Consider the following 18,695-nt stretch of genomic DNA (forward strand, 5'->3'; position numbering starts at 1 on the left):
CGACATCATCACTATGGAGTGAGGAAATGACAGAAGAAACATCTTACGATTCGTCCAGTATCAAGGTACTGAAGGGATTAGACGCTGTCCGTAAGAGACCGGGCATGTACATCGGTGATACAGATGACGGCACCGGTTTGCATCACATGGTGTTTGAGATTGTCGATAACTCCATTGATGAGGCCCTGGCGGGTCACTGCTCTGAAATCAAGGTGATAATCCACCCGGATGAATCTGTCTCTGTCAGTGATAACGGTCGTGGGATTCCAACTGAGATCCATGAAGAAGAGGGGGTCTCAGCAGCCGAAGTGATCATGACTGTACTGCATGCCGGTGGCAAGTTTGACGATAACACCTATAAGGTATCCGGCGGCTTGCACGGTGTGGGTGTCTCGGTGGTAAATGCCTTATCAGAAACCCTGAAGTTAACCATCCGCCGTGGTGGCAAGGTTCACGAGCAGATTTATCGCCATGGTGTACCCGATGCCCCTCTGACCGTAGTAGGGGATACCGATATCACCGGTACCGAAGTTCATTTTCATCCGTCCGCTGAAACCTTTACCAATATTGAATTTCACTTTGATCACCTTGCCAAGCGGTTAAGGGAGTTGTCTTTCCTCAACTCCGGTGTCCGTATTGTTTTGAAGGACGAGCGTTCTGGTAAGGAAGAAGTCTATGAATACGAAGGTGGTTTGAGAGCCTTTGTTGAACACATCAATCAGAATAAAAATCCCATCAATCAGGTTATGCATTTTAATACCCAGCGCGAAGAAGATGGCGTAGGTGTTGAAGTGGCCCTGCAGTGGAACGACAGCTTTCAGGAAAATATCTTCTGCTACACCAATAACATTCCCCAGCGCGATGGTGGTACTCATCTGGCCGGCTTCCGTGCGGCACTGACTCGTGGTTTGAATGGTTATATTGAGCGTGAAGGCTTAGGCAAGAAGGACAAAGTTAATACCACTGGAGATGACGCTCGTGAAGGTTTGACGGCAATCATTTCGGTCAAGGTACCGGATCCCAAGTTCTCCTCCCAGACCAAAGACAAGCTGGTTTCTTCTGAGGTCAAGTCCGCGGTAGAACAGGAAATGGGCGCGGCTTTCAGTGATTATCTGATGGAAAACCCAGCCGAAGCCAAAGCGGTTGTCGGTAAAATGATTGAAGCGGCCAAGGCTCGGGAAGCGGCGCGCAAGGCCCGGGAAATGACCCGACGCAAAGGCGCCCTGGATATTGCCGGTTTACCCGGCAAGCTGGCTGACTGTCAGGAGAAAGATCCAGCCTTGTCGGAACTGTACCTGGTGGAGGGGGACTCAGCCGGTGGTTCTGCCAAGCAAGGCCGCGCCCGTAAAACCCAGGCGATTCTGCCCCTGAAAGGTAAAATCCTTAACGTCGAAAAAGCCCGCTTTGACAAAATGCTATCCAGTGCTGAAGTTGGCACTCTGATCACGGCTCTGGGTTGCGGTATTGGCAATCAGGAGTTTGATCCCGATAAGCTTCGCTACCACAGCATTATTATCATGACGGATGCTGATGTGGACGGCTCCCACATTCGTACTCTGTTGCTGACCTTCTTCTTCCGTCAGATGCGTGAATTGGTAGAGCGTGGCCATATCTATATCGCTCAGCCGCCTCTGTATAAAATCAGTAAGGGTAAGCAGGAACAATACCTGAAAGACGATGACGCCCTGACCGGGTTCTTGACTCAGGCGGCATTAGAGAATTCCTCACTGCACGTAAATGAAGACGCTCCAGCCATCAGTGGCGAAGCCCTGCAGGCGCTGGTAGAAGAATACCGCACGGTTATGGCCACAATTGATCGACTGTCGCGCCTCTATCCGGCGGATGTTCTGGAGCAGATGATCTACCTGCCGGCGCTGTCGTCGGAGAGTCTGGGTGATCAGGATGCTGTTACCCAGTGGGGTGATCAGTTACTGGCACGTATTACGTTGAACAACAACAGCGGCAGTCATCGCTATCAGGTGTTGATCAAGGAGGACCAGGAGCGTCACCTGTTCTATCCCGTGGTAGAGATTACGGCTCACGGTGTGCCTACAGAATTTGCCTTTAATCAGGACTTCTTTATGTCCGGCGAGTACGCCTCTATGGTTAAACTGGGCGGAAACTTGGAGACCCTGATAGAAGAGGGTTCCTATATTTCCCGCGGTGAACGCCGTCGCGAGATAGAGAGTTTCAAAGAAGGTCTGGAATGGCTGATGACGGAATCACGTCGTGGCTACAATATCCAGCGCTATAAGGGCCTGGGTGAAATGAACCCAGAACAATTGTGGGAAACCACTATGGATCCGGAAACTCGGCGTATGCTGCAAGTAACCATTGAAGATGCCATAGCCGCCGATCAGATGTTTACCTGCCTGATGGGTGATCAGGTAGAGCCTCGCCGTGACTTTATTGAAACGAATGCACTGGCGGTGGCTAATCTGGACGTATGATGAGCCCAAAATATTAATGTAACTTATTGATATATAAGAAAAAAGCCCGCTCACTCAGCGGGCTTTTTCTTGGTAGTAATTACTTACAACCAGTGCAGTCAGGATTGCAGCTCTTCATCCTGAATTGGTAGATAGACCGCAAAGGTGCTTCCCTGTCCGGGTTGGCTGTGGCACTTGATCTGACCATTGTGCAGCCGCACCATTTCATAGCTCAACGCCAGACCGAGGCCACTGCCAGCCCCGATCTTTTTCTGGGTTTCCGGATCGAACTGTTCAAAGCGTTTAAACAACAGCGCTTGCTGCTCTTCGGAAATGCCCATGCCATTGTCCTGCACCGCTAGCCGGCAATACAGTTTGCCATGAATTTTACGCCTGTCGACAAACACTCGAATCTGTCCGTTTTCAGGGGTGTATTTGATGGCATTACTGAGCAGATTCAACAAAATCTGGGTAAGGCGCACCGGGTCAGCCATAACAATTTTAATGGGGTAGTGCGTTGGCAAAGAAAGCCTGTGATGCTTTTCCTTGATTTGGTGTGTCAGTGTGGCAGCAGCTTCTTCGATAAGCTCTTGCAGAAGACAGGGCTTGAGGAACAGCTCAAACTTACCTGAATCGATTTTGGCCAGATCCAAAATGTCGTTGATCAGATTCAGAAGGTGCAGACCATTGCGCTTGATGGTTTCCATTGAATAGAGAGCACGGTCATCCCAATCGGAGGAGTATTTTTTCAACAGGCGTTCGCTGTAGCCAATGATGGAGTTCAATGGTGTGCGGAGCTCATGGGACATGGAAGCCAGAAATTCGGTTTTGGCGTTATTGGCCTTTTCCAGTTCCCTTGTGCGTTGACTGACTTTGAAGGCCAGACTGCGATTGATGGCTATGGTGAGACCGAGTAGCAGAGCTGTTACCAAAATAGCCAGTGCTAGAAAGTGAAACCAGGTTTTATAAGGGCCTGAGTCACCAAACATGTATCCGGAGTAATAAAAACCTTCATCCAGCTCCGATTCGAGAGGCGCCAGCTGCTTTTGTTTGTAGATGTCAGCAATTCGCTGCAGACGATTGGCATTCATTTCACCCAGTGGAATGACCTCGGGGTTGATCATACGCCGGATGATTTTGACTTCTTCCATAAACAGATTTTGGGGTTTCTGTTCCCGATGGTTGACGTATTTACTGGTGAGCCAGCGATAGACTTCAAGTGGGTGGTTTAATGCGTAGTTCCAACCCTTCAGAGTCGCCCGGCGAAAGGCCATTACCTGTTCCGGTTGGGTGCGGATAAGGGATTCACTGGTGAAAAAGTTATCACCATAAAAGTCGATGCCATAACTTGCCGGATCAATGACATTAATCTTGTACCCCAGCGCCCGATAAATAAGAGGTTGATCCGACAGGTAGGCGCTCATGGCATCGATACCATCTTCGATCAGGGCCATATCATTGAAGTTGTGACTGACATGGACGAAATCACCCCAGCCGAGACCTACTTCGTTAAAGGCAGCTTCGATACTGACGTTGTCGGTATTTTTTTGAAACATGACCTTTTTACCCGCCAAATCCAGCGGGCTGGTATAACCATTTTCTGCGAGACTGATCAAAACCAGGGGGGATCTCTGCATAATCACGCCCAGAATGACAACCGGTTTGTTGTTGAGGCGCTCGAGTATGAGTCCGGATTCACCCACACCAAAATCTGCGTGGCCATTAAGAACATCGTCAACCGGCGTTGAGCTGGCTTGGCGTTCACGCAGAATCACAGTCAAACCTTCTTCCTGGTAATAGCCCTTTTCAATGGCAGCGTAATATCCCGCAAATTGAAAACTGTGGAACCATTTTAGCTGGACAAGATAAGGGCGTGAGGCGTTGGTGTCTTGCGGCTCTGATGCCATAGCCTGAAAAGACATCTTCAAGAGAAGTAACAGCAGTGTCAAAACGAAACGGTTTATTACCATAGGCCGAGGTTCAGAAAGGGCTGATAAGCCACTTTAGTATAGAAGTCGAAGACCAGCTTGTCCGAGTTTTAGTAGTGGTCGATGATATAACCTGAGGCCGCTTGCAGGTCATCAAATACCTGAACTTCGGCGTTCAGTTGCTCAAGCTTGGGGAGAGTTCGCAGCCCTTTACCGGTTCGTACCAGAATCGGATCGCAGCCTCTCGCTAAACCGGCTTCAAGATCCCGCAGCGAATCACCAACCATAGGCCAGCCTTTGGCGCTGATAGCAAAATGATTTTCGATTGCTTCTATCAACCCCGGAAGGGGTTTGCGACAGTTGCAGCCATCATCAGGGCCATGGGGACAATAGAATATGGCGTCAATCTTGCCGCCAGCGTCTGCAACGGCGGAGGCCAACTTTGCGTGCATGGCCTCGAGATCTTCCTGTTTGAAAAGCTCCCGGGCCAAGCCTGATTGGTTGGTTGCTATGGCGACGGTAAATCCATGGCGATTGAGCTTGGCAATGGCCTCAACGCTGCCATCAAGAAGCTGGAATTCATCGACGCTTTTGATGTAATCATCTGAGTCACGATTGATCACACCGTCGCGATCGAGAATTACCAGCTTCATCGATCGTGCCCTTACTGTTTGGCCGGTGCCAACAGGGAAATATCCGCGACTTCCAAAAACAGGTTGCGCAGTGTAGCCAGTAGAGCAATCCGATTGTTCTTCAGGGCTTCGTCATCGGCCATCACCATCACATCGTCAAAGAAGGTGTCGATGGGCTGGCGCAGAGCTGCCAGTTGCGCGAGACCTGCCGAGTAATCGCGGGAGGCAAACAGTGGCTCAACCACTTTGGCGATATCGTTAATAGCATTGGCCAAAGCCTGTTCAGCCGGTTCTTGCAGCAGACCCTGATTGATCTCTGTTGCGGGTTCGCTGTCCAGTTTCGCCAGAATATTGGAAACGCGCTTGTTGGCTGCTGCCAGTGCTTCGGCTTCCGCGAGCTGGGTAAAACTGTTTACAGCGTGAACCCGCTTATTGATATCCAGTGGCTGGGACAGATTCTTGGCTTGTACTGCCTGGAATACCGCACCATTGATGGATTCTTCTTCGTACCAGGCACGGAAGCGCTCGACCATATAGTTAAAGGCCGTCTCAACGGTTTCTTCAACATCCTTGATGTTACTGCCATGCTGTTGGGCCGCAACGGTTAACAGCTCTCGCAAGTCCAGGGCCAGCTCTTTCTCTACCAACAGGCGCAGCACACCCAGACTGGCGCGGCGCAGGGCAAAGGGGTCTTTGGAGCCGGTAGGCTTCTGACCAATACCGAAGATACCACTGAGGGTATCGATGCGATCAGCCAGAGCAATGATGGTACCGGTTTCGGTTTCCGGCAGTTTGTCGCCTGCGAACTTTGGCAGATACTGCTCGTACATGGCCTTGGCTACAGACTCGTCTTCGCCATCGTTAAGCGCATAGTAGTATCCGGCCAGACCCTGCATTTTGTCGAACTCGCCCACCATGTCCGACACCAGATCGGATTTGCACAGCTCTGCCGCTCGCTGCGCTTTGGTGCTATCGGCGCCGGTTTGTTCGGCAATATAAGCGGCCAAAGATTTAACCCGTTCGGTTTTGTCGAAGATGGAACCCAGTTGAGCCTGGAAGACAATCGGCTTTAAGCGTTCACGGAACTGCGACAGGCTGGTCTTCTTATCGGTTTCAAAGAAAAATGCGGCGTCAGCCAGACGGGGACGGATCACCCGCTCGTTACCGTCGATCACCTGTTGTGGGTCGGTGCTGACGATATTGGCAACGGTAATAAAGTAGGGCATCAGCTTGCCGTCACTGGCGACTACATGGAAGTACTTCTGGTGCTCTTTCATGGAAGAAATCAGGGCTTCTGCCGGCACTTCCAGGAAGCGATCTTCAAAGCGACCGGTCAGAGCAACGGGCCATTCCACCAGTGCCGTTACCTCATCGAGCAGATCGTCGCCAATCACGGCAACGCCGCCAACTTTTTCGGCTTCGGTACTCACCTGTTCGCGAATCAACTGCTGGCGTTTGGTGAAGTCCACCTCTACGTAGGCGATTTCCGGTAACTTCTTCAGGTAGTCGTCGGCATTTTCAACTTCCAATACCTGGTTGTAGTGAAAGCGATGGCCGCGGGTTTCGCGCGAAGCGGTCAAACCCAGAATACTGGCGTCAACAATTTCATTGCCGTAGAGCATGACCAGCCAGTGTACCGGGCGAACAAATTCGGTGCGGCTGGCACCCCAACGCATGCGCTTGGGAATGGGCAGGGCATTCAACGAGGCTTCAACAATATTGGGAAGTAAACTGATCGCACGTTCCCCACCGGTTTCTACACGGCACACCAGTTTGTCGGCTTTGCCATCGTTTTCGGTAGCGAGATCACTGACGCTGAGTCCGTTCTTTTTGGCAAAGGCTTCGGCAGCTTTGCTGGGGTTGCCATCGCCGTCAAAGGCGATTTTCGCCGGCGGGCCCCAAACGGTTTGTTGCTTGCGCGGAGTCTCGGCTTCCAGTGCGCGAATCACCGCAGTGAGGCGGCGTGGACTGGCATAGGCTTCTACAGCGGCAAAGGCCAGACCGGATTTCTGACAACCGTCCTTGATGCCATTGGCGAAGGCATTCATCAAGGTTTTGAGAGCTTTTGGTGGCAGTTCTTCGGTGCCTAATTCAACTAGAAAATCTGCAGCCATGGTTTACTTCTCACTCTCAAGTTGTTGTAACACCTGATCGCGCAGCTCGGCCTCGGCCAGCGGGAAGTTCAGGTTTTTACGGGCATCAAAATAGGCCTGGGCAACGGCTCGGGCCAGAGTACGCACGCGCAGGATATAGCGTTGGCGCTCAGTCACAGAAATGGCGTGGCGAGCATCCAGCAGGTTAAATGCATGGGAGGCTTTCATCACCATTTCGTAGGCGGGCAGCGGCAAATTCTTTTCGATCAGACGCTGGCTTTCTGATTCGCAGGTATCAAACGTCTTGAACAGAAAATCAACATCGGCTTCTTCAAAGTTGAAGTGGGACATCTCCACTTCGTTTTGCAGGAATACGTCGCCGTAGGTGACTTTGTTCCCATCGGGGCCAATGGTCCAGACCAGATCGTAGATGGAATCCACACCCTGCAGGTACATGGCGATGCGCTCCAGACCGTAGGTGATTTCGCCGGTTACAGGGAAGCATTCAAGACCGCCAACCTGTTGGAAATAGGTAAACTGGGTCACTTCCATGCCGTTGAGCCAGACTTCCCAGCCCAGGCCCCAAGCACCCAGAGTGGGTGATTCCCAATTGTCTTCCACAAAGCGAATGTCGTGAATGGTTGGATCAATACCCAGCTCTTTCAGCGAGCCAAGGTAGAGTTCCTGAATATTGGACGGCGAAGGTTTCAGCACCACCTGATACTGGTAGTAGTGTTGCAGGCGGTTGGGGTTTTCACCGTAACGGCCATCGGTAGGGCGACGACAGGGCTGTACGTAGGCACTGTTCCAGGTCTCCGGGCCAATAGCGCGCAAAAAGGTGGCCGGGTGAAAGGTGCCGGCGCCCACTTCCATATCCAGTGGTTGCAGAATGACGCAACCCTGACGCGCCCAGTATTGCTGCAGGGCCAGAATCAGACCCTGAAAAGTACTTACATCGGCATTGTGGTTGGCACTGTCGATGGCTTGCGATGTGCTGACTTCAGACACGTTTGTCCGCCCCTTAAAAATCAAAAACAAAATAGGTCGCAGATTATAGCGTCAGCATCAGGCTGCACCAAGGGACAGGCACGTAAAAGCCCGGTGAATAGGCAATAAAACCGCTATTTTGAAAAAATCAGGAGAAAATAGTCGGGTCTGGCGAGTAGCTGTTCAGATATTCGATCAGCTCGTTGGCGAACAGGGGCTTGGAGAAATAGAAGCCCTGATAATAATCACAACCTAGAGTGCTCAAGATCGCCAGTTGGCGCTTGTTCTCAATACCTTCGGCAACGGTTTTGATGCCCAGAGCCTGACTCATGGCGATAATGGATTTGATCAGGGAGCGGGCTTCGATGCTGTCGGCCATGTTGTTGACAAAGGAGCGGTCGATTTTAAGAAAATCGATGGGGAAGCTGTGCAGATAGCTCAGTGAAGAATAACCGGTGCCAAAGTCATCCAGCAGTATCGGGCAGTTGGCGTTTTTGAGTTGATGCAGCGCTTCGCGTAAACGATCCTGCTCGCTTGCCAGTAGGCTTTCGGTGATCTCAAAACTGATTTGTTCGTTGTCGATGCGGGCGTGCTCAATAATTTCCAGCCAGCTGGAAATGTCGTGATTGAGTTCCTTGAATTCAGCGATTGAGCGGTTCACCGAAATACTCAGCTGGTGGCCCTGACTGTTGAGAGTCTCCAACATGGTGCAGCTTTGCTGCAAAATCAAATTGCCCAGCAGGTGACAGAGACCAAAATCCTCGGCAATGGGAACAAACTCAGCCGGTGACACCAAGCCATCGGGCGAATTCCACCGCGCCAGTGCTTCCAGTTTGGTGATCTGACCGGTTCGGGCACAGATGATCGGTTGAAAAGCCGCTTCCAGTTCCCGTTGATCCAGTGCTTCGGCTAACTGCTTTTTTAATTTCAGCCGTTGGGTGTTGGCTTGCTGAATGTGCGACGTGAAAAACTCGTAGCGATCTTTGCCCTTGGATTTGGCGTGTTGCATGGCTTGATCGGCTTTGGCCAGCAACTGCTCGGCGTTGGTGCAATCCTCAGGGTAGAGGGAAATACCAATGGTGCCGCTGATGGTGATCGGGTCATCAAATTCGGTAAAAGGCTGGCGCAGTAATTCCAGCAGTTCTTCGGCCAGAGGCTGGGCACCAAGGTTGTCGTCCAGGCCACTGAGTGCCAGCACGAATTCATCACTGCCAAGGTGTCCGATCAGATCGGTGGAACGGTATTGATTCTGCAGACGCCGGGCCAGCAGTTGTAACAATTGATTGCCGGTGTTGTGACCCTGAATGCTGTTGATGCCCTGATAGCCATCGAGATCGATCAGCATGACAGCGCAGCGATGATGACTGCGGTTTTCCTGCTTAATCAATTGATCCAACCGATCGAGAAACAGTTGGCGATTGGGCAGATGGGTCAGGTTGTCGAAATTTTTATTGAAGAAGGCTTCTTCTCTGGCCTGATTCAGGTCAGTGATATCCTTGTGGATGGCCAGATAAAAGATATTGTTACTGACCGGTTCGGTGATGCGCTGTACCCGCATGTATTCCGGGTAGAGCTCACCGCTTTTCTTGCGATTGTATATTTCACCTTCCCAGTGACCGTGCTCGTTGATGGCCGACCAGAAGCGCTGATAGAAATTGTCGTCCTGTTGGCCGGATTTCAGCAGATTGGTTTTCTGCCCCTGAGCTTCTTCGGCGGTGTAGCCGGTCAAATCGGTAAAGGCCTTATTGCAAGAGACGATTTCGTATTGGTCGTTGGTGATGACCACCGCCTCTTCCATTTCCGAGATAATGGCCTGTGACAGGTTGAGTGATTGTTGTTTTTCACGGCGTTCGATATCGCCAGCGATTAAGCCCGAGAACAGAGTAAACAGGGAGCAGACGGCCTCTTCGTTATCAATCTTGCCCTCGTAGAGTGCGACAATAATACCAAACACATTGCCATGGGAGTCGTGCAGCGGTGTCCCGACATAGCTGTTGATGCGCATATCGATCAGCATTTGATCGTCAGGGAAGCACGCCTGAACATTGCCGTTGTGGCAGCAAACCCGGTTGTCGGTCACTATGGCGCAGGGTGTGTGCTCAAGGTCGTAACTGAAATTGTCAGCGCGTTTGCCTTTCTGGAAGTAGGCCTCGGTGGTCGCCAGAGTGCGGTTGGCATTGATGCGGGCGATAAAGGTGTGGTCGGCATCCACGACTTCGGCCAGTGCCGAAGTGATATTGTCCAGCAGGTTGCCTCCCCGGCGCCGGGAAAGTCTGGAAACTACCGAGACAACATTTTCATCAATAACCATTTAACCCATCTTATTATTATCAGCGACGCCAAAACATCGGGGACAATAATACTAGCAGGGTAAATACTTCGAGGCGACCCAGAAGCATGGCAAAACACAAAATCCACTTGGAAGGATCATTGATATTGCCATAGTGAGCGGCCACTTCGCCCAGACCCGGACCCAGGTTATTGATGCAGGCACCCACCGCGAAAAACGCGGTGATCACATCGAGTCCCGTGCCCAGCAGGATCAGAAACATGATCATAAAAGCCAGCACGTAGACGGAGAAGAACCCCCATACCGCGTCAATCACCCGATCGGGTACCACGGTGTTGCCCACTTTAACGGGGATGACCGCATTGGGGTGAATCAGTCGGTGGATCTCACGGGTACCCTGTTTGATAACCAGTAACACCCGGATCACCTTACTGCCACCGGCCGTGGAGCCGGCACAGCCCCCCATAAAGGAAAAGTACAACAGCATAAATGGCAGCATATTGGGCCAGCTGCTGAAATCCGTGGTGGCAAAGCCGGTGGTGGTGAGCATCGAAACCAACTGGAAAACGCCATGACTGATGCTGTATTCCAGATCAAAGATGCCATACCAGTAGAGCATGGCCACCGTAATCATGCTGCCGCCGATAATGGCACTGGCGTAGAGTTGGAATTCTGGATCGGCAAAATAGTGCAGAATACTTTTGTTGCGCCAGCTGAAAAAGTGCAGGGCAAAGTTGACTCCGGACACCATCATAAACAGGGTGCAGATGGCCATAATCAGTTCACTGTCGAAGTAACCGATACTGGCGTCGTGGGTGGAAAAGCCGCCGATGGCAACGGTGGAGAAGGCGTGGCAGATGGCATCAAAAAATGACATGCCCGCAAACCAATAGGCAAGGGTGCACAGCGCGGTCAGGCCGACGTAAATAAAGAACAGCGCCTTGGCGGTTTCGGTAATTCGCGGTGTCAGTTTGCTGTCCTTCACCGGCCCCGGAGTCTCGGCCCGGTACAACTGCATACCACCAATGCCCAGCATGGGCAGAATCGCTACCGCGATAACCACAATACCGATACCGCCCAACCACTGCAGTTGCTGGCGGTAGTAGAGGATGGATTTGGGTAGTTGGTCGAGTCCGGTAATAACCGTGGCACCGGTGGTGGTTAGCCCGGACATGGATTCAAACAGGGCGTCGGTAAAGCTGAGCTCCAGACCCTGGGAAAACATCAATGGCAGTGACCCAAAGATACCCAGCACTGTCCAGAACAGGGCGGTGATCAGAAAGCCATCGCGGGTGCGCAGGTCCTGACGCACCCGGTGCACCGGAAACCAGGCCAGCAGGCCCGTGGTGAATGTGATTGCGAAGGCGATGGCAAAAGCGGTGTGGTTATTGTCCTTGAACAGGATCGACACCATCATCGGCGGAAACAGGGTCAGGCTGAACAGCATCAGCAACAGGCCAAGAACCTTGAAGATAACCGTAAAATGCATAGGTATTCGCTTACTCGATTGCCGTGGCCATAAACCTTAAAAGAATGAAAACCCAACCTGAAACAGTTGTTCAATGTCGGGGGTGTGCTTCTTGTCGACCAGAAACACGATCAGGTGATCGCCGGTTTCTACTACGATGTCATCGTGGGCGATCAGCACTTCATTGCCTTTTTCCGTTTCCCGGACAATGGCACCAATGGTAGCGCCATGGGGCAGATCGATTTCATCCAGAGCTTTACCGACCACCTTGGAGGTGCGCTGGTCTCCGTGGGCGATCACCTCAATGGCCTCGGCAGCACCGCGGCGCAGTGAGTGTACCTGAACAATATCGCCGCGCCGCACGTGGGTCAGCAGGCTGCCAATGGTGGTCTGTGACGGGGAAATGGCGATATCGATTTCGCCACCCTGCACCAGATCCACATAGGCCTGATTGTTGATCAGCGTCATCACCTTGCGGGCACCCAGGCGCTTGGCCAGCATGGACGACATCACGTTGGCCTCGTCATCGTTGGTCAGGGCCAGAAACACATCGGTGTCTTCGATGTTTTCTTCCAGCAGCAGATCCTGATCAGAGGCACTGCCGTGCAGGACAATGGTGCGGCGCAGGCGTTCTGACAAATAGCGGCTGCGCTGTTCACTGTATTCGATCAATTTGACGCTGTAGCGCGATTCCAAATTGCTGGCCAGACGAAAACCAATGTTGCCGCCGCCGGCAATGATGATGCGCTTGTACTGGGTTTCCAGACGCCGCAGTTCACTCATTACGGCACGGATATCGGATTTGGCGGCAATAAAAAAGACTTCGTCGTCGGCCTCAATCACCGTCGAGCCTTCCGGCGTAATGGCGCGATCGCGGCGATAAATGGCGGCCACCCGAGTATCCACCGAGGGCATGTGCTCGCGCAGATAACGCAGTTCCTGTCCCACCAGCGGGCCACCGTAATAGGCTTTTACGGCAACCAGTTGCACCAGACCATCGGCAAAATCCAATACCTGCAGTGCTCCGGGGTGTTCAATCAGGCGGAAAATATAATCGGATACCAGCCGTTCCGGGCTGATCAATACATCGATGGGGATGGCCTCGGTGCCAAACAGCCGGGATTGGTTGAGGTAGGCGCTGGCCCGCACCCGGGCAATTTTGGTTGGGGTGCGAAACAGGCTGTAGGACACCTGACAGGCAATCATGTTCATCTCGTCGTTGTTGGTCACGGCGATCAGCATGTCGGCGTCTTCCACGCCGGCCTGAATCAGAACGTTAGGGTGGCAGGCTTCGCCATAGACCGCACCGATGTCGAGACGATCGCGCAGCTCAGCCAGGCGATCCTCATCGTGATCAACCACGGTGATATCGTTGGCTTCATTGGCCAGATTTTGTGCAAGCGTTCCGCCTACCTGGCCAGCCCCCAGAATAATAATCTTCATGCCTGTCCTTCATGAATTCCCCAAGCTAAGTGAGGAATTGTAACGCCGACTGATAGTGAATCCTATAGACCCTACAGTCATTCTTTTCTTAAGCAACAGTAGTAAAAACCGTCATGGCCGCCTGATTGTGGCAAGAGTTGGCGACCACAGGTCTGTTCCTGACCCCAATCGGCAGTGATCGGGATGTGTCTGGCATCTGATTGCTGTTTCAGAAACTGTTCAACGACTAGGGTGTTTTCAGTGGGCAGCACCGAGCAGGTCGCATAGATCAGCAGGCCTCCGGGTTTCAGGGTTGGCCAGAGGTTTTGGAGCAGTTGCAGTTGGCTTTGTGCCAGAGGGGTGATATCGGTGGCCTTGCGCAGCACCTTGATGTCCGGGTGGCGGCGAATCACACCGGTGGCCGAACAGGGGGCATCGAGCAGGATGCGGTCGAATGGTTTGCCATCCCACCAGTCGTCCAGTCGGTTGGCGTCGCAACAGATCAGTGTGGCCGAGAGACCCAGGCGTTCAAGATTTTCTCTGACGCGCACCAGACGGCGTTCTTCCAGCTCCAGCCCCACCACTTCGTCGAGTTGTGGCTCCAGCTCCAGCAGATGGCCGGTTTTACCTCCGGGGGCACAGCAGGCATCCAGTACCCTCTGCCCGGGGGCCAGCTCCATCAATGGCGCTGCCAGTTGCGCGGCCTCATCCTGAACACTGAGCCAGCCCTGATTAAATCCCGGTAGCTGGGTTACGTCACAGGCTGCAGCCAGAGTAATCCCAAAGGGGCTGAAAGGTGTGGCTTTGGCATCAGCCATTTGAGACAGCAGGTCATTACGGCTCTGCTGGTGGCTATTGAGTCGCAGGGTAAACGGCGGGTGATCGTTATTGGCGGCAAAGATGGCATCGGCCCGATCCGGCCAAAATTGTTCAACCTGTTTGCGCAGCCAGTTGGGGTGGGCGGTTTGAAAGGCTGGGCTGTTGAGCATTTGTTCGTGCAGGGATTGCCGCTCTCGCAGATAGCGGCGCAGCACACCGTTCAGCAGTTTGCTGGCCCAGGGCTTTTTCAGCTCCCGGCAGGCTTCGACGGTACTGCTCAGAGCGGCGTGTTCCGGAATACGGGTGTAGTCAATCTGATAGAGACCCAGTAACAGCAATGCCTGGATATCGGAGTCTTTGGGTTTGAGAGGTTTATCCAGCAAGCGGCCAATCACCGATTGCAGTTTGGGTTGCCAGCGCAGGGTGCCAAAACACAATTCCTGCAGCAGGCCGCGATCCTTGGTGGCTACTTTATCTTGCGCCGGAGTCATCAGGCTGGCCAGTGAAGCCTGTTGTTGCAGCACCTGGGCCAGGGTAATGGCGGCTTGGGCCCGGACACTCAGGGTTGGGTTAGCCACGATCAGCCAAAGACCTTGCCGGGGGCAAAGCGCTCTTTGTAACCGTTGAGGATGTTGGCTACTGGCAGCGCCTTTTTGCCGGGCAGTTGCAGGGTTTCAATTAACAGGCTGCCTTCGCCAGTGGCGACTTCAATGCCGTCGTTGCTGGCAGCAATAATGGTACCCGGTTGGCTCGAGCTGCTTGCGGCCAGTGGCTTGGTCTGCCAGACGCGAATACGATCCTTGCCGTCGACAAAATAGGCGACGGGGAAGGGGTTAAAGGCTCGTACCATTTGCTCAATTTGCCGGGCCGGTTGCTGCCAGTCGATGGCGGCTTCCTGTTTGCTGAGTTTGTGGGCGTAATTGGCCTGCGAGTCATCCTGAACTTGCGGCTGGCTGGTGCCAGAAGCCAGTTGTGACAGGGCTTGCAGTAGTGCCGGTCCCCCTTGCGCCTGCAGTTTGTCGTGCAGGCTGCCACCGGTTTCATCGGGGGCGATGGGGCAGTGGGTTTTAACCAGCATGTCACCGGTGTCCAGACCTATGTCCATTTGCATGATGGTGACACCGCTCGCGTTATCACCGGCGGCAACAGCTCGCTGAATGGGAGCGGCTCCCCGCCAGCGCGGCAGTAATGAAGCGTGGACATTGATGCAACCCAGCCGCGGGGTGTCGAGTACGACCTGAGGCAGTAGCAGGCCGTAGGCCACCACCACCATAATGTCGGCGTTCAGGTCTTTTAATTGTTGCTGATCGACTTCGTCTTTGAAATTTTGCGGTTGATAGACCGGCACCTGATGTTGTTCCGCCAGCTGTTTCACTGGGCTGGAGACAAGCTTTTTACCGCGTCCGGCTGGACGGTCCGGCTGGGTGTAGGCCGCTATCACCTGGTGTTCGCTGTTGAGCAGCACCTGCAGGTGGTGGGCAGCAAAGTCCGGGGTGCCGGCAAAAATAATGCGAAGGCCAGAATCAGACATGCAATGAATCCTTGGTCTGTATCAATAGAAGAGGGGCTGGTAACGGCAGCGGGCTGGAATTGATCAGGCGCGCTGGCGGTGAACCTTTTCCAGCTTTTTACGGATGCGATTGCGCTTCATGGTGGAAATATAGTCCACAAACAGTTTGCCGTTCAGGTGATCCAGCTCGTGCTGGATGCAGACTGCCAACAGACCATCGGGCTCGAGGGTAAAGGCTTCACCATGGCGATCCAGCGCTTCGACCTGAATGCTGGCGGGGCGATCGACGGTCTCATAAAAACCCGGAACTGAGAGGCAGCCCTCGTCATAGGGCAGGGTGTCATCGGCCAGCACAGTTACCTTCGGGTTAATAAAGACCAATGGGTCGTCCTGTTCCTCGGAGATGTCCATGACCACAACCTGTTTATGAACATTGACCTGAGTGGCGGCCAGACCGATACCCGGTGCGGCGTACATGGTTTCAAACATGTCGTCGATCAGGGTTCTGATGTCATCGTCCACCTGATCAACGGGCTCGGCAATGGTGCGCAGACGTGGGTCTGGAAACTCAAGGATGGGTAATAGGGCCATAATTAACTGTCTTTAGTGATCGGTTGTTTGTGAACTCGGTTCAAAAACCTGCAGATAGAGATCAATGTTCTAGTAAAAATGCAACAATCGCTGCTAACATTATGAATCATACAGTATTTCGGCCTTTGATAGCGGTTGAAATAGGCTGTAGAAAGGCTCCGGCATTTCACAGGTGTTTGGCTATTATAAAGATACTGCTGATCACCGGACACAACAGGATCGATTCTAATGAAAAAAATACTGCTAGGTATGGCGGCCGCGTGGCTGAGTTTGTCAGTTCAGGCGGATGAGATTGTGCTCAATGATTCGCACCCTGATAGCCACGTGGTGGTCAAAGGTGACACCCTGTGGGATATCTCCGAAACCTTTCTCAAGAGCCCATGGATGTGGCCGGAGATCTGGCACGCCAATCCACAGATTGATAACCCCCATTTGATTTACCCCGGTGATGTGATTCGTCTTATCTATATCGATGGCAAGCCACGTCTGACGGTAGATCGCGGTGAAACAGGCCGGACTTACAAATTGTCCCCATCCATGCGGATTGAGCCGCTGGGTGATGCGATTCCGGCGATCCCTCTGGATGCCATCAACAGTTTTTTGAGTCGCAGTCGGGTGGTGCTCAACGGTGAGCTGGATGAGGCTCCCTATGTGCTGGTTGGTGCGGAAAAACATCTGGTACTGGGGGCGGGTGACCAGCTATACGCCCGCGGTGATTTTACCGAGAGTAGTCCGGTCTATGGCGTTTACCGCAAAGGCAAGGATTTTATCGATCCGGAAACCGATGAAAAGCTGGGTACCCAGGCGCTGGATATTGGTTCGGTCAAACTGGAAACGGAAGAAAACGGTATTGCCACCTTCTCTGTTTCCCGAACCACTCAGGAAATTCGGGTAGGCGACCGTTTGCTGCCCAATGAGGAGCGTTCCATTGATTCGACCTTCTTCCCATCTGCGCCCGATACCGATATTGAAGGGGTGGTGATCGCCGTGGAAGGTGGTTTGACCCAAGTTGGCAGCATGGACGTTGTGGCTATCAATCGAGGTGACCGTGACGGTCTGGCCATTGGCAATGTGTTAGCCATTTATAAAACCGGTGGCAAAGTTCGCGATCGCATTGCTGGTGATACGGTGGATCTGCCGGATGAGCGAGCGGGCTTGCTGATGGTGTTTCGTACCTTTGAGCGCATGAGCTATGCGTTGGTATTGGAAACCACTCGTCCCCTTTCTGTTGAAGACAAGGTACGCAACCCCTGATAGTTTCAGGCGGTAAATAAACCGGGATACTCTCCCGGTTTTTTTATGCCCGCGATAAACCATACCTTCTACCTATCATCAAACAGTGACGGCGATGGGATGCTGTGCGGCTTTGGTTTATACGGAGCTGGCTATGTCCTGGTGGCAAGATCTGGAATCCCCCGATCAACTGATTGCCTTGCTGCAGTATTTACCCGGTATGGGCGCTCGCCAGTATCTGGCTTTGATCAGGGCGGGCATCACACCGGAGCAGTTGCTGCAAACAACGGAAAGTCAATTGCGCTCGCTGTTGCCACCAAAGCTATTGTCGTCGTTGCTGGAGTTGCGTCAGCGGGGAGCAACCAGTGACTGTTGGTTGCAATTCAACAAGGATCTGGCTCTGCTGGATTCCATCGGGGCAGAGATCATTACCCACACAGATGATCGCTACCCACAGCTGTTAAAGGATATTTCCGATTACCCACCGGCTCTCTATGTACTGGGAAACAGTGATGCGCTATCACAGCCGCAATTGGCGGTGGTTGGCAGTCGCAATATGACCCGCGGCGGTGCCGATAACGCCTTTCGCTTTTCTGCCTGTCTGGCGCAGGCCGGATTCACCATAACCAGCGGTCTCGCTGCCGGCATTGATGCCCGAGCCCATGAGGGCGCACTCAGTGTGGGAGGCCATACCATTGCGGTCATGGCCACAGGGATCGATCGCGTTTACCCGAGCCGGCATCGCCAGCTGGCCGACTCGATAATTGCCGGTGGCGGTTGCCTGATTACCGAGTTCATTCCCGGCACTGCACCTTTGGCCCGGCACTTTCCCAGCCGTAACCGTATTGTCAGCGGCTTGTCTCTGCGCGTTTTGGTGGTAGAGGCGGCGCCACGCAGCGGTTCGCTGATCACTGCAAGGCTGGCACTGGAGCAGGGGCGCGAAGTGTTTAGCATTCCCGGTTCCATTCATAATCCTCAAAGCCGCGGTTGCCATGATCTTATTCGGCAGGGGGCGACACTGGTGGAAACCGCATCAGACATTGCCGAGGAACTGCAAGGCTGGTGCAGTCATCAGCCTGCCTTGTCTGAATCATGGCCTTCTCAGCCCCATAAGCCTGAGCTGGATGACTCCGAGCAGCAATTGCTGGATGCGCTGGGCTATGATGTTGCGCCATTGGAGCACTTGGCACAGCTGACCGGCTGGCAGACGGAAATCCTGTTACCTGTGTTGATGGGATTGCAGATCAAAGGTCTGGTGGCACAACAGGGGGCCGGATACCAGCGCTTGTGAAG

General features: G+C 53.0%; 13 protein-coding genes. 3 read left to right on the forward strand and 10 right to left on the reverse strand.

Annotation, left to right across the window (positions count from 1 at the left end; all coding sequences use genetic code 11):
- Nucleotides 1-26 precede the first annotated feature (26 nt).
- A complete protein-coding gene (gene gyrB / locus ACPXV9_RS08685) occupies nucleotides 27-2,450 on the forward strand; it encodes a DNA topoisomerase (ATP-hydrolyzing) subunit B (protein ID WP_423896060.1) in 2,424 nt (807 codons plus the stop codon).
- Between the two features lie 98 nt (nucleotides 2,451-2,548).
- Here the strand turns inward: gyrB and ACPXV9_RS08690 are convergent, their stop codons facing one another.
- The 10 genes from ACPXV9_RS08690 to def all read right to left on the reverse strand — a co-directional run bounded on the left by ACPXV9_RS08690 (nucleotide 2,549) and on the right by def (nucleotide 16,169).
- A complete protein-coding gene (locus ACPXV9_RS08690; RefSeq protein ID WP_423896061.1) occupies nucleotides 2,549-4,399 on the reverse strand; it encodes an ABC transporter substrate-binding protein in 1,851 nt (616 codons plus the stop codon).
- A gap of 68 nt (nucleotides 4,400-4,467) precedes the next feature.
- Nucleotides 4,468-5,010, reverse strand: coding sequence for a D-glycero-beta-D-manno-heptose 1,7-bisphosphate 7-phosphatase (gmhB, locus tag ACPXV9_RS08695; protein ID WP_423896062.1), 543 nt, complete (start codon nucleotides 5,008-5,010; stop codon nucleotides 4,468-4,470).
- A gap of 11 nt (nucleotides 5,011-5,021) precedes the next feature.
- A complete protein-coding gene (glyS, locus tag ACPXV9_RS08700) occupies nucleotides 5,022-7,103 on the reverse strand; it encodes a glycine--tRNA ligase subunit beta (RefSeq protein ID WP_423896063.1) in 2,082 nt (693 codons plus the stop codon).
- 3 nt (nucleotides 7,104-7,106) lie between these two features.
- On the reverse strand, nucleotides 7,107-8,063 hold the full coding sequence (glyQ, locus tag ACPXV9_RS08705) for a glycine--tRNA ligase subunit alpha (RefSeq protein ID WP_423896520.1): 957 nt from the start codon (nucleotides 8,061-8,063) through the stop codon (nucleotides 7,107-7,109).
- Between the two features lie 154 nt (nucleotides 8,064-8,217).
- Entirely contained in the window at nucleotides 8,218-10,380 is a 2,163-nt protein-coding gene (locus ACPXV9_RS08710) for a sensor domain-containing phosphodiesterase (RefSeq protein ID WP_423896064.1), read from the reverse strand.
- 19 nt (nucleotides 10,381-10,399) lie between these two features.
- The gene (locus ACPXV9_RS08715; RefSeq protein ID WP_423896065.1) at nucleotides 10,400-11,848 is read right to left on the reverse strand and encodes a TrkH family potassium uptake protein; all 1,449 of its coding nucleotides are present in this window, start codon (nucleotides 11,846-11,848) and stop codon (nucleotides 10,400-10,402) included.
- A gap of 36 nt (nucleotides 11,849-11,884) precedes the next feature.
- A complete protein-coding gene (gene trkA, locus ACPXV9_RS08720; protein ID WP_423896066.1) occupies nucleotides 11,885-13,270 on the reverse strand; it encodes a Trk system potassium transporter TrkA in 1,386 nt (461 codons plus the stop codon).
- Between the two features lie 77 nt (nucleotides 13,271-13,347).
- On the reverse strand, nucleotides 13,348-14,646 hold the full coding sequence (gene rsmB / locus ACPXV9_RS08725; RefSeq protein WP_423896067.1) for a 16S rRNA (cytosine(967)-C(5))-methyltransferase RsmB: 1,299 nt from the start codon (nucleotides 14,644-14,646) through the stop codon (nucleotides 13,348-13,350).
- Between the two features lie 2 nt (nucleotides 14,647-14,648).
- On the reverse strand, nucleotides 14,649-15,599 hold the full coding sequence (fmt, locus tag ACPXV9_RS08730) for a methionyl-tRNA formyltransferase (protein ID WP_423896068.1): 951 nt from the start codon (nucleotides 15,597-15,599) through the stop codon (nucleotides 14,649-14,651).
- A gap of 63 nt (nucleotides 15,600-15,662) precedes the next feature.
- On the reverse strand, nucleotides 15,663-16,169 hold the full coding sequence (gene def / locus ACPXV9_RS08735) for a peptide deformylase (protein WP_423896069.1): 507 nt from the start codon (nucleotides 16,167-16,169) through the stop codon (nucleotides 15,663-15,665).
- Between the two features lie 228 nt (nucleotides 16,170-16,397).
- Between def and ACPXV9_RS08740 the strand changes: the two genes are divergently transcribed.
- Both ACPXV9_RS08740 and dprA read left to right on the forward strand, forming a co-directional pair.
- Nucleotides 16,398-17,423, forward strand: a complete 1,026-nt coding sequence (locus ACPXV9_RS08740; RefSeq protein WP_423896070.1) for a LysM peptidoglycan-binding domain-containing protein — start codon at nucleotides 16,398-16,400, stop codon at nucleotides 17,421-17,423.
- A 133-nt stretch (nucleotides 17,424-17,556) separates the two neighbouring features.
- Nucleotides 17,557-18,693, forward strand: coding sequence for a DNA-processing protein DprA (gene dprA / locus ACPXV9_RS08745; RefSeq protein ID WP_423896071.1), 1,137 nt, complete (start codon nucleotides 17,557-17,559; stop codon nucleotides 18,691-18,693).
- Nucleotides 18,694-18,695: the final 2 nt, after the last annotated feature.

Origin of the sequence: Candidatus Pelagadaptatus aseana (assembly GCF_040362265.1) — a bacterium.
GTDB lineage: Bacteria > Pseudomonadota > Gammaproteobacteria > Pseudomonadales > Cellvibrionaceae > Pelagadaptatus > Pelagadaptatus aseana.

Bases quoted from the DNA above. Each gene is read 5' to 3' on its own strand.
- gyrB (WP_423896060.1), top strand. From the start codon at position 27: ATGACAGAAGAAACATCTTACGATTCGTCCAGTATCAAGGTACTGAAG.
- ACPXV9_RS08690 (WP_423896061.1), bottom strand. From the start codon at position 4,399: ATGGTAATAAACCGTTTCGTTTTGACACTGCTGTTACTTCTCTTGAAG.
- gmhB (WP_423896062.1), bottom strand. From the start codon at position 5,010: ATGAAGCTGGTAATTCTCGATCGCGACGGTGTGATCAATCGTGACTCA.
- glyS (WP_423896063.1), bottom strand. From the start codon at position 7,103: ATGGCTGCAGATTTTCTAGTTGAATTAGGCACCGAAGAACTGCCACCA.
- ACPXV9_RS08710 (WP_423896064.1), bottom strand. From the start codon at position 10,380: ATGGTTATTGATGAAAATGTTGTCTCGGTAGTTTCCAGACTTTCCCGG.
- ACPXV9_RS08715 (WP_423896065.1), bottom strand. From the start codon at position 11,848: ATGCATTTTACGGTTATCTTCAAGGTTCTTGGCCTGTTGCTGATGCTG.
- trkA (WP_423896066.1), bottom strand. From the start codon at position 13,270: ATGAAGATTATTATTCTGGGGGCTGGCCAGGTAGGCGGAACGCTTGCA.
- fmt (WP_423896068.1), bottom strand. From the start codon at position 15,599: ATGTCTGATTCTGGCCTTCGCATTATTTTTGCCGGCACCCCGGACTTT.
- def (WP_423896069.1), bottom strand. From the start codon at position 16,169: ATGGCCCTATTACCCATCCTTGAGTTTCCAGACCCACGTCTGCGCACC.
- ACPXV9_RS08740 (WP_423896070.1), top strand. From the start codon at position 16,398: ATGAAAAAAATACTGCTAGGTATGGCGGCCGCGTGGCTGAGTTTGTCA.
- dprA (WP_423896071.1), top strand. From the start codon at position 17,557: ATGTCCTGGTGGCAAGATCTGGAATCCCCCGATCAACTGATTGCCTTG.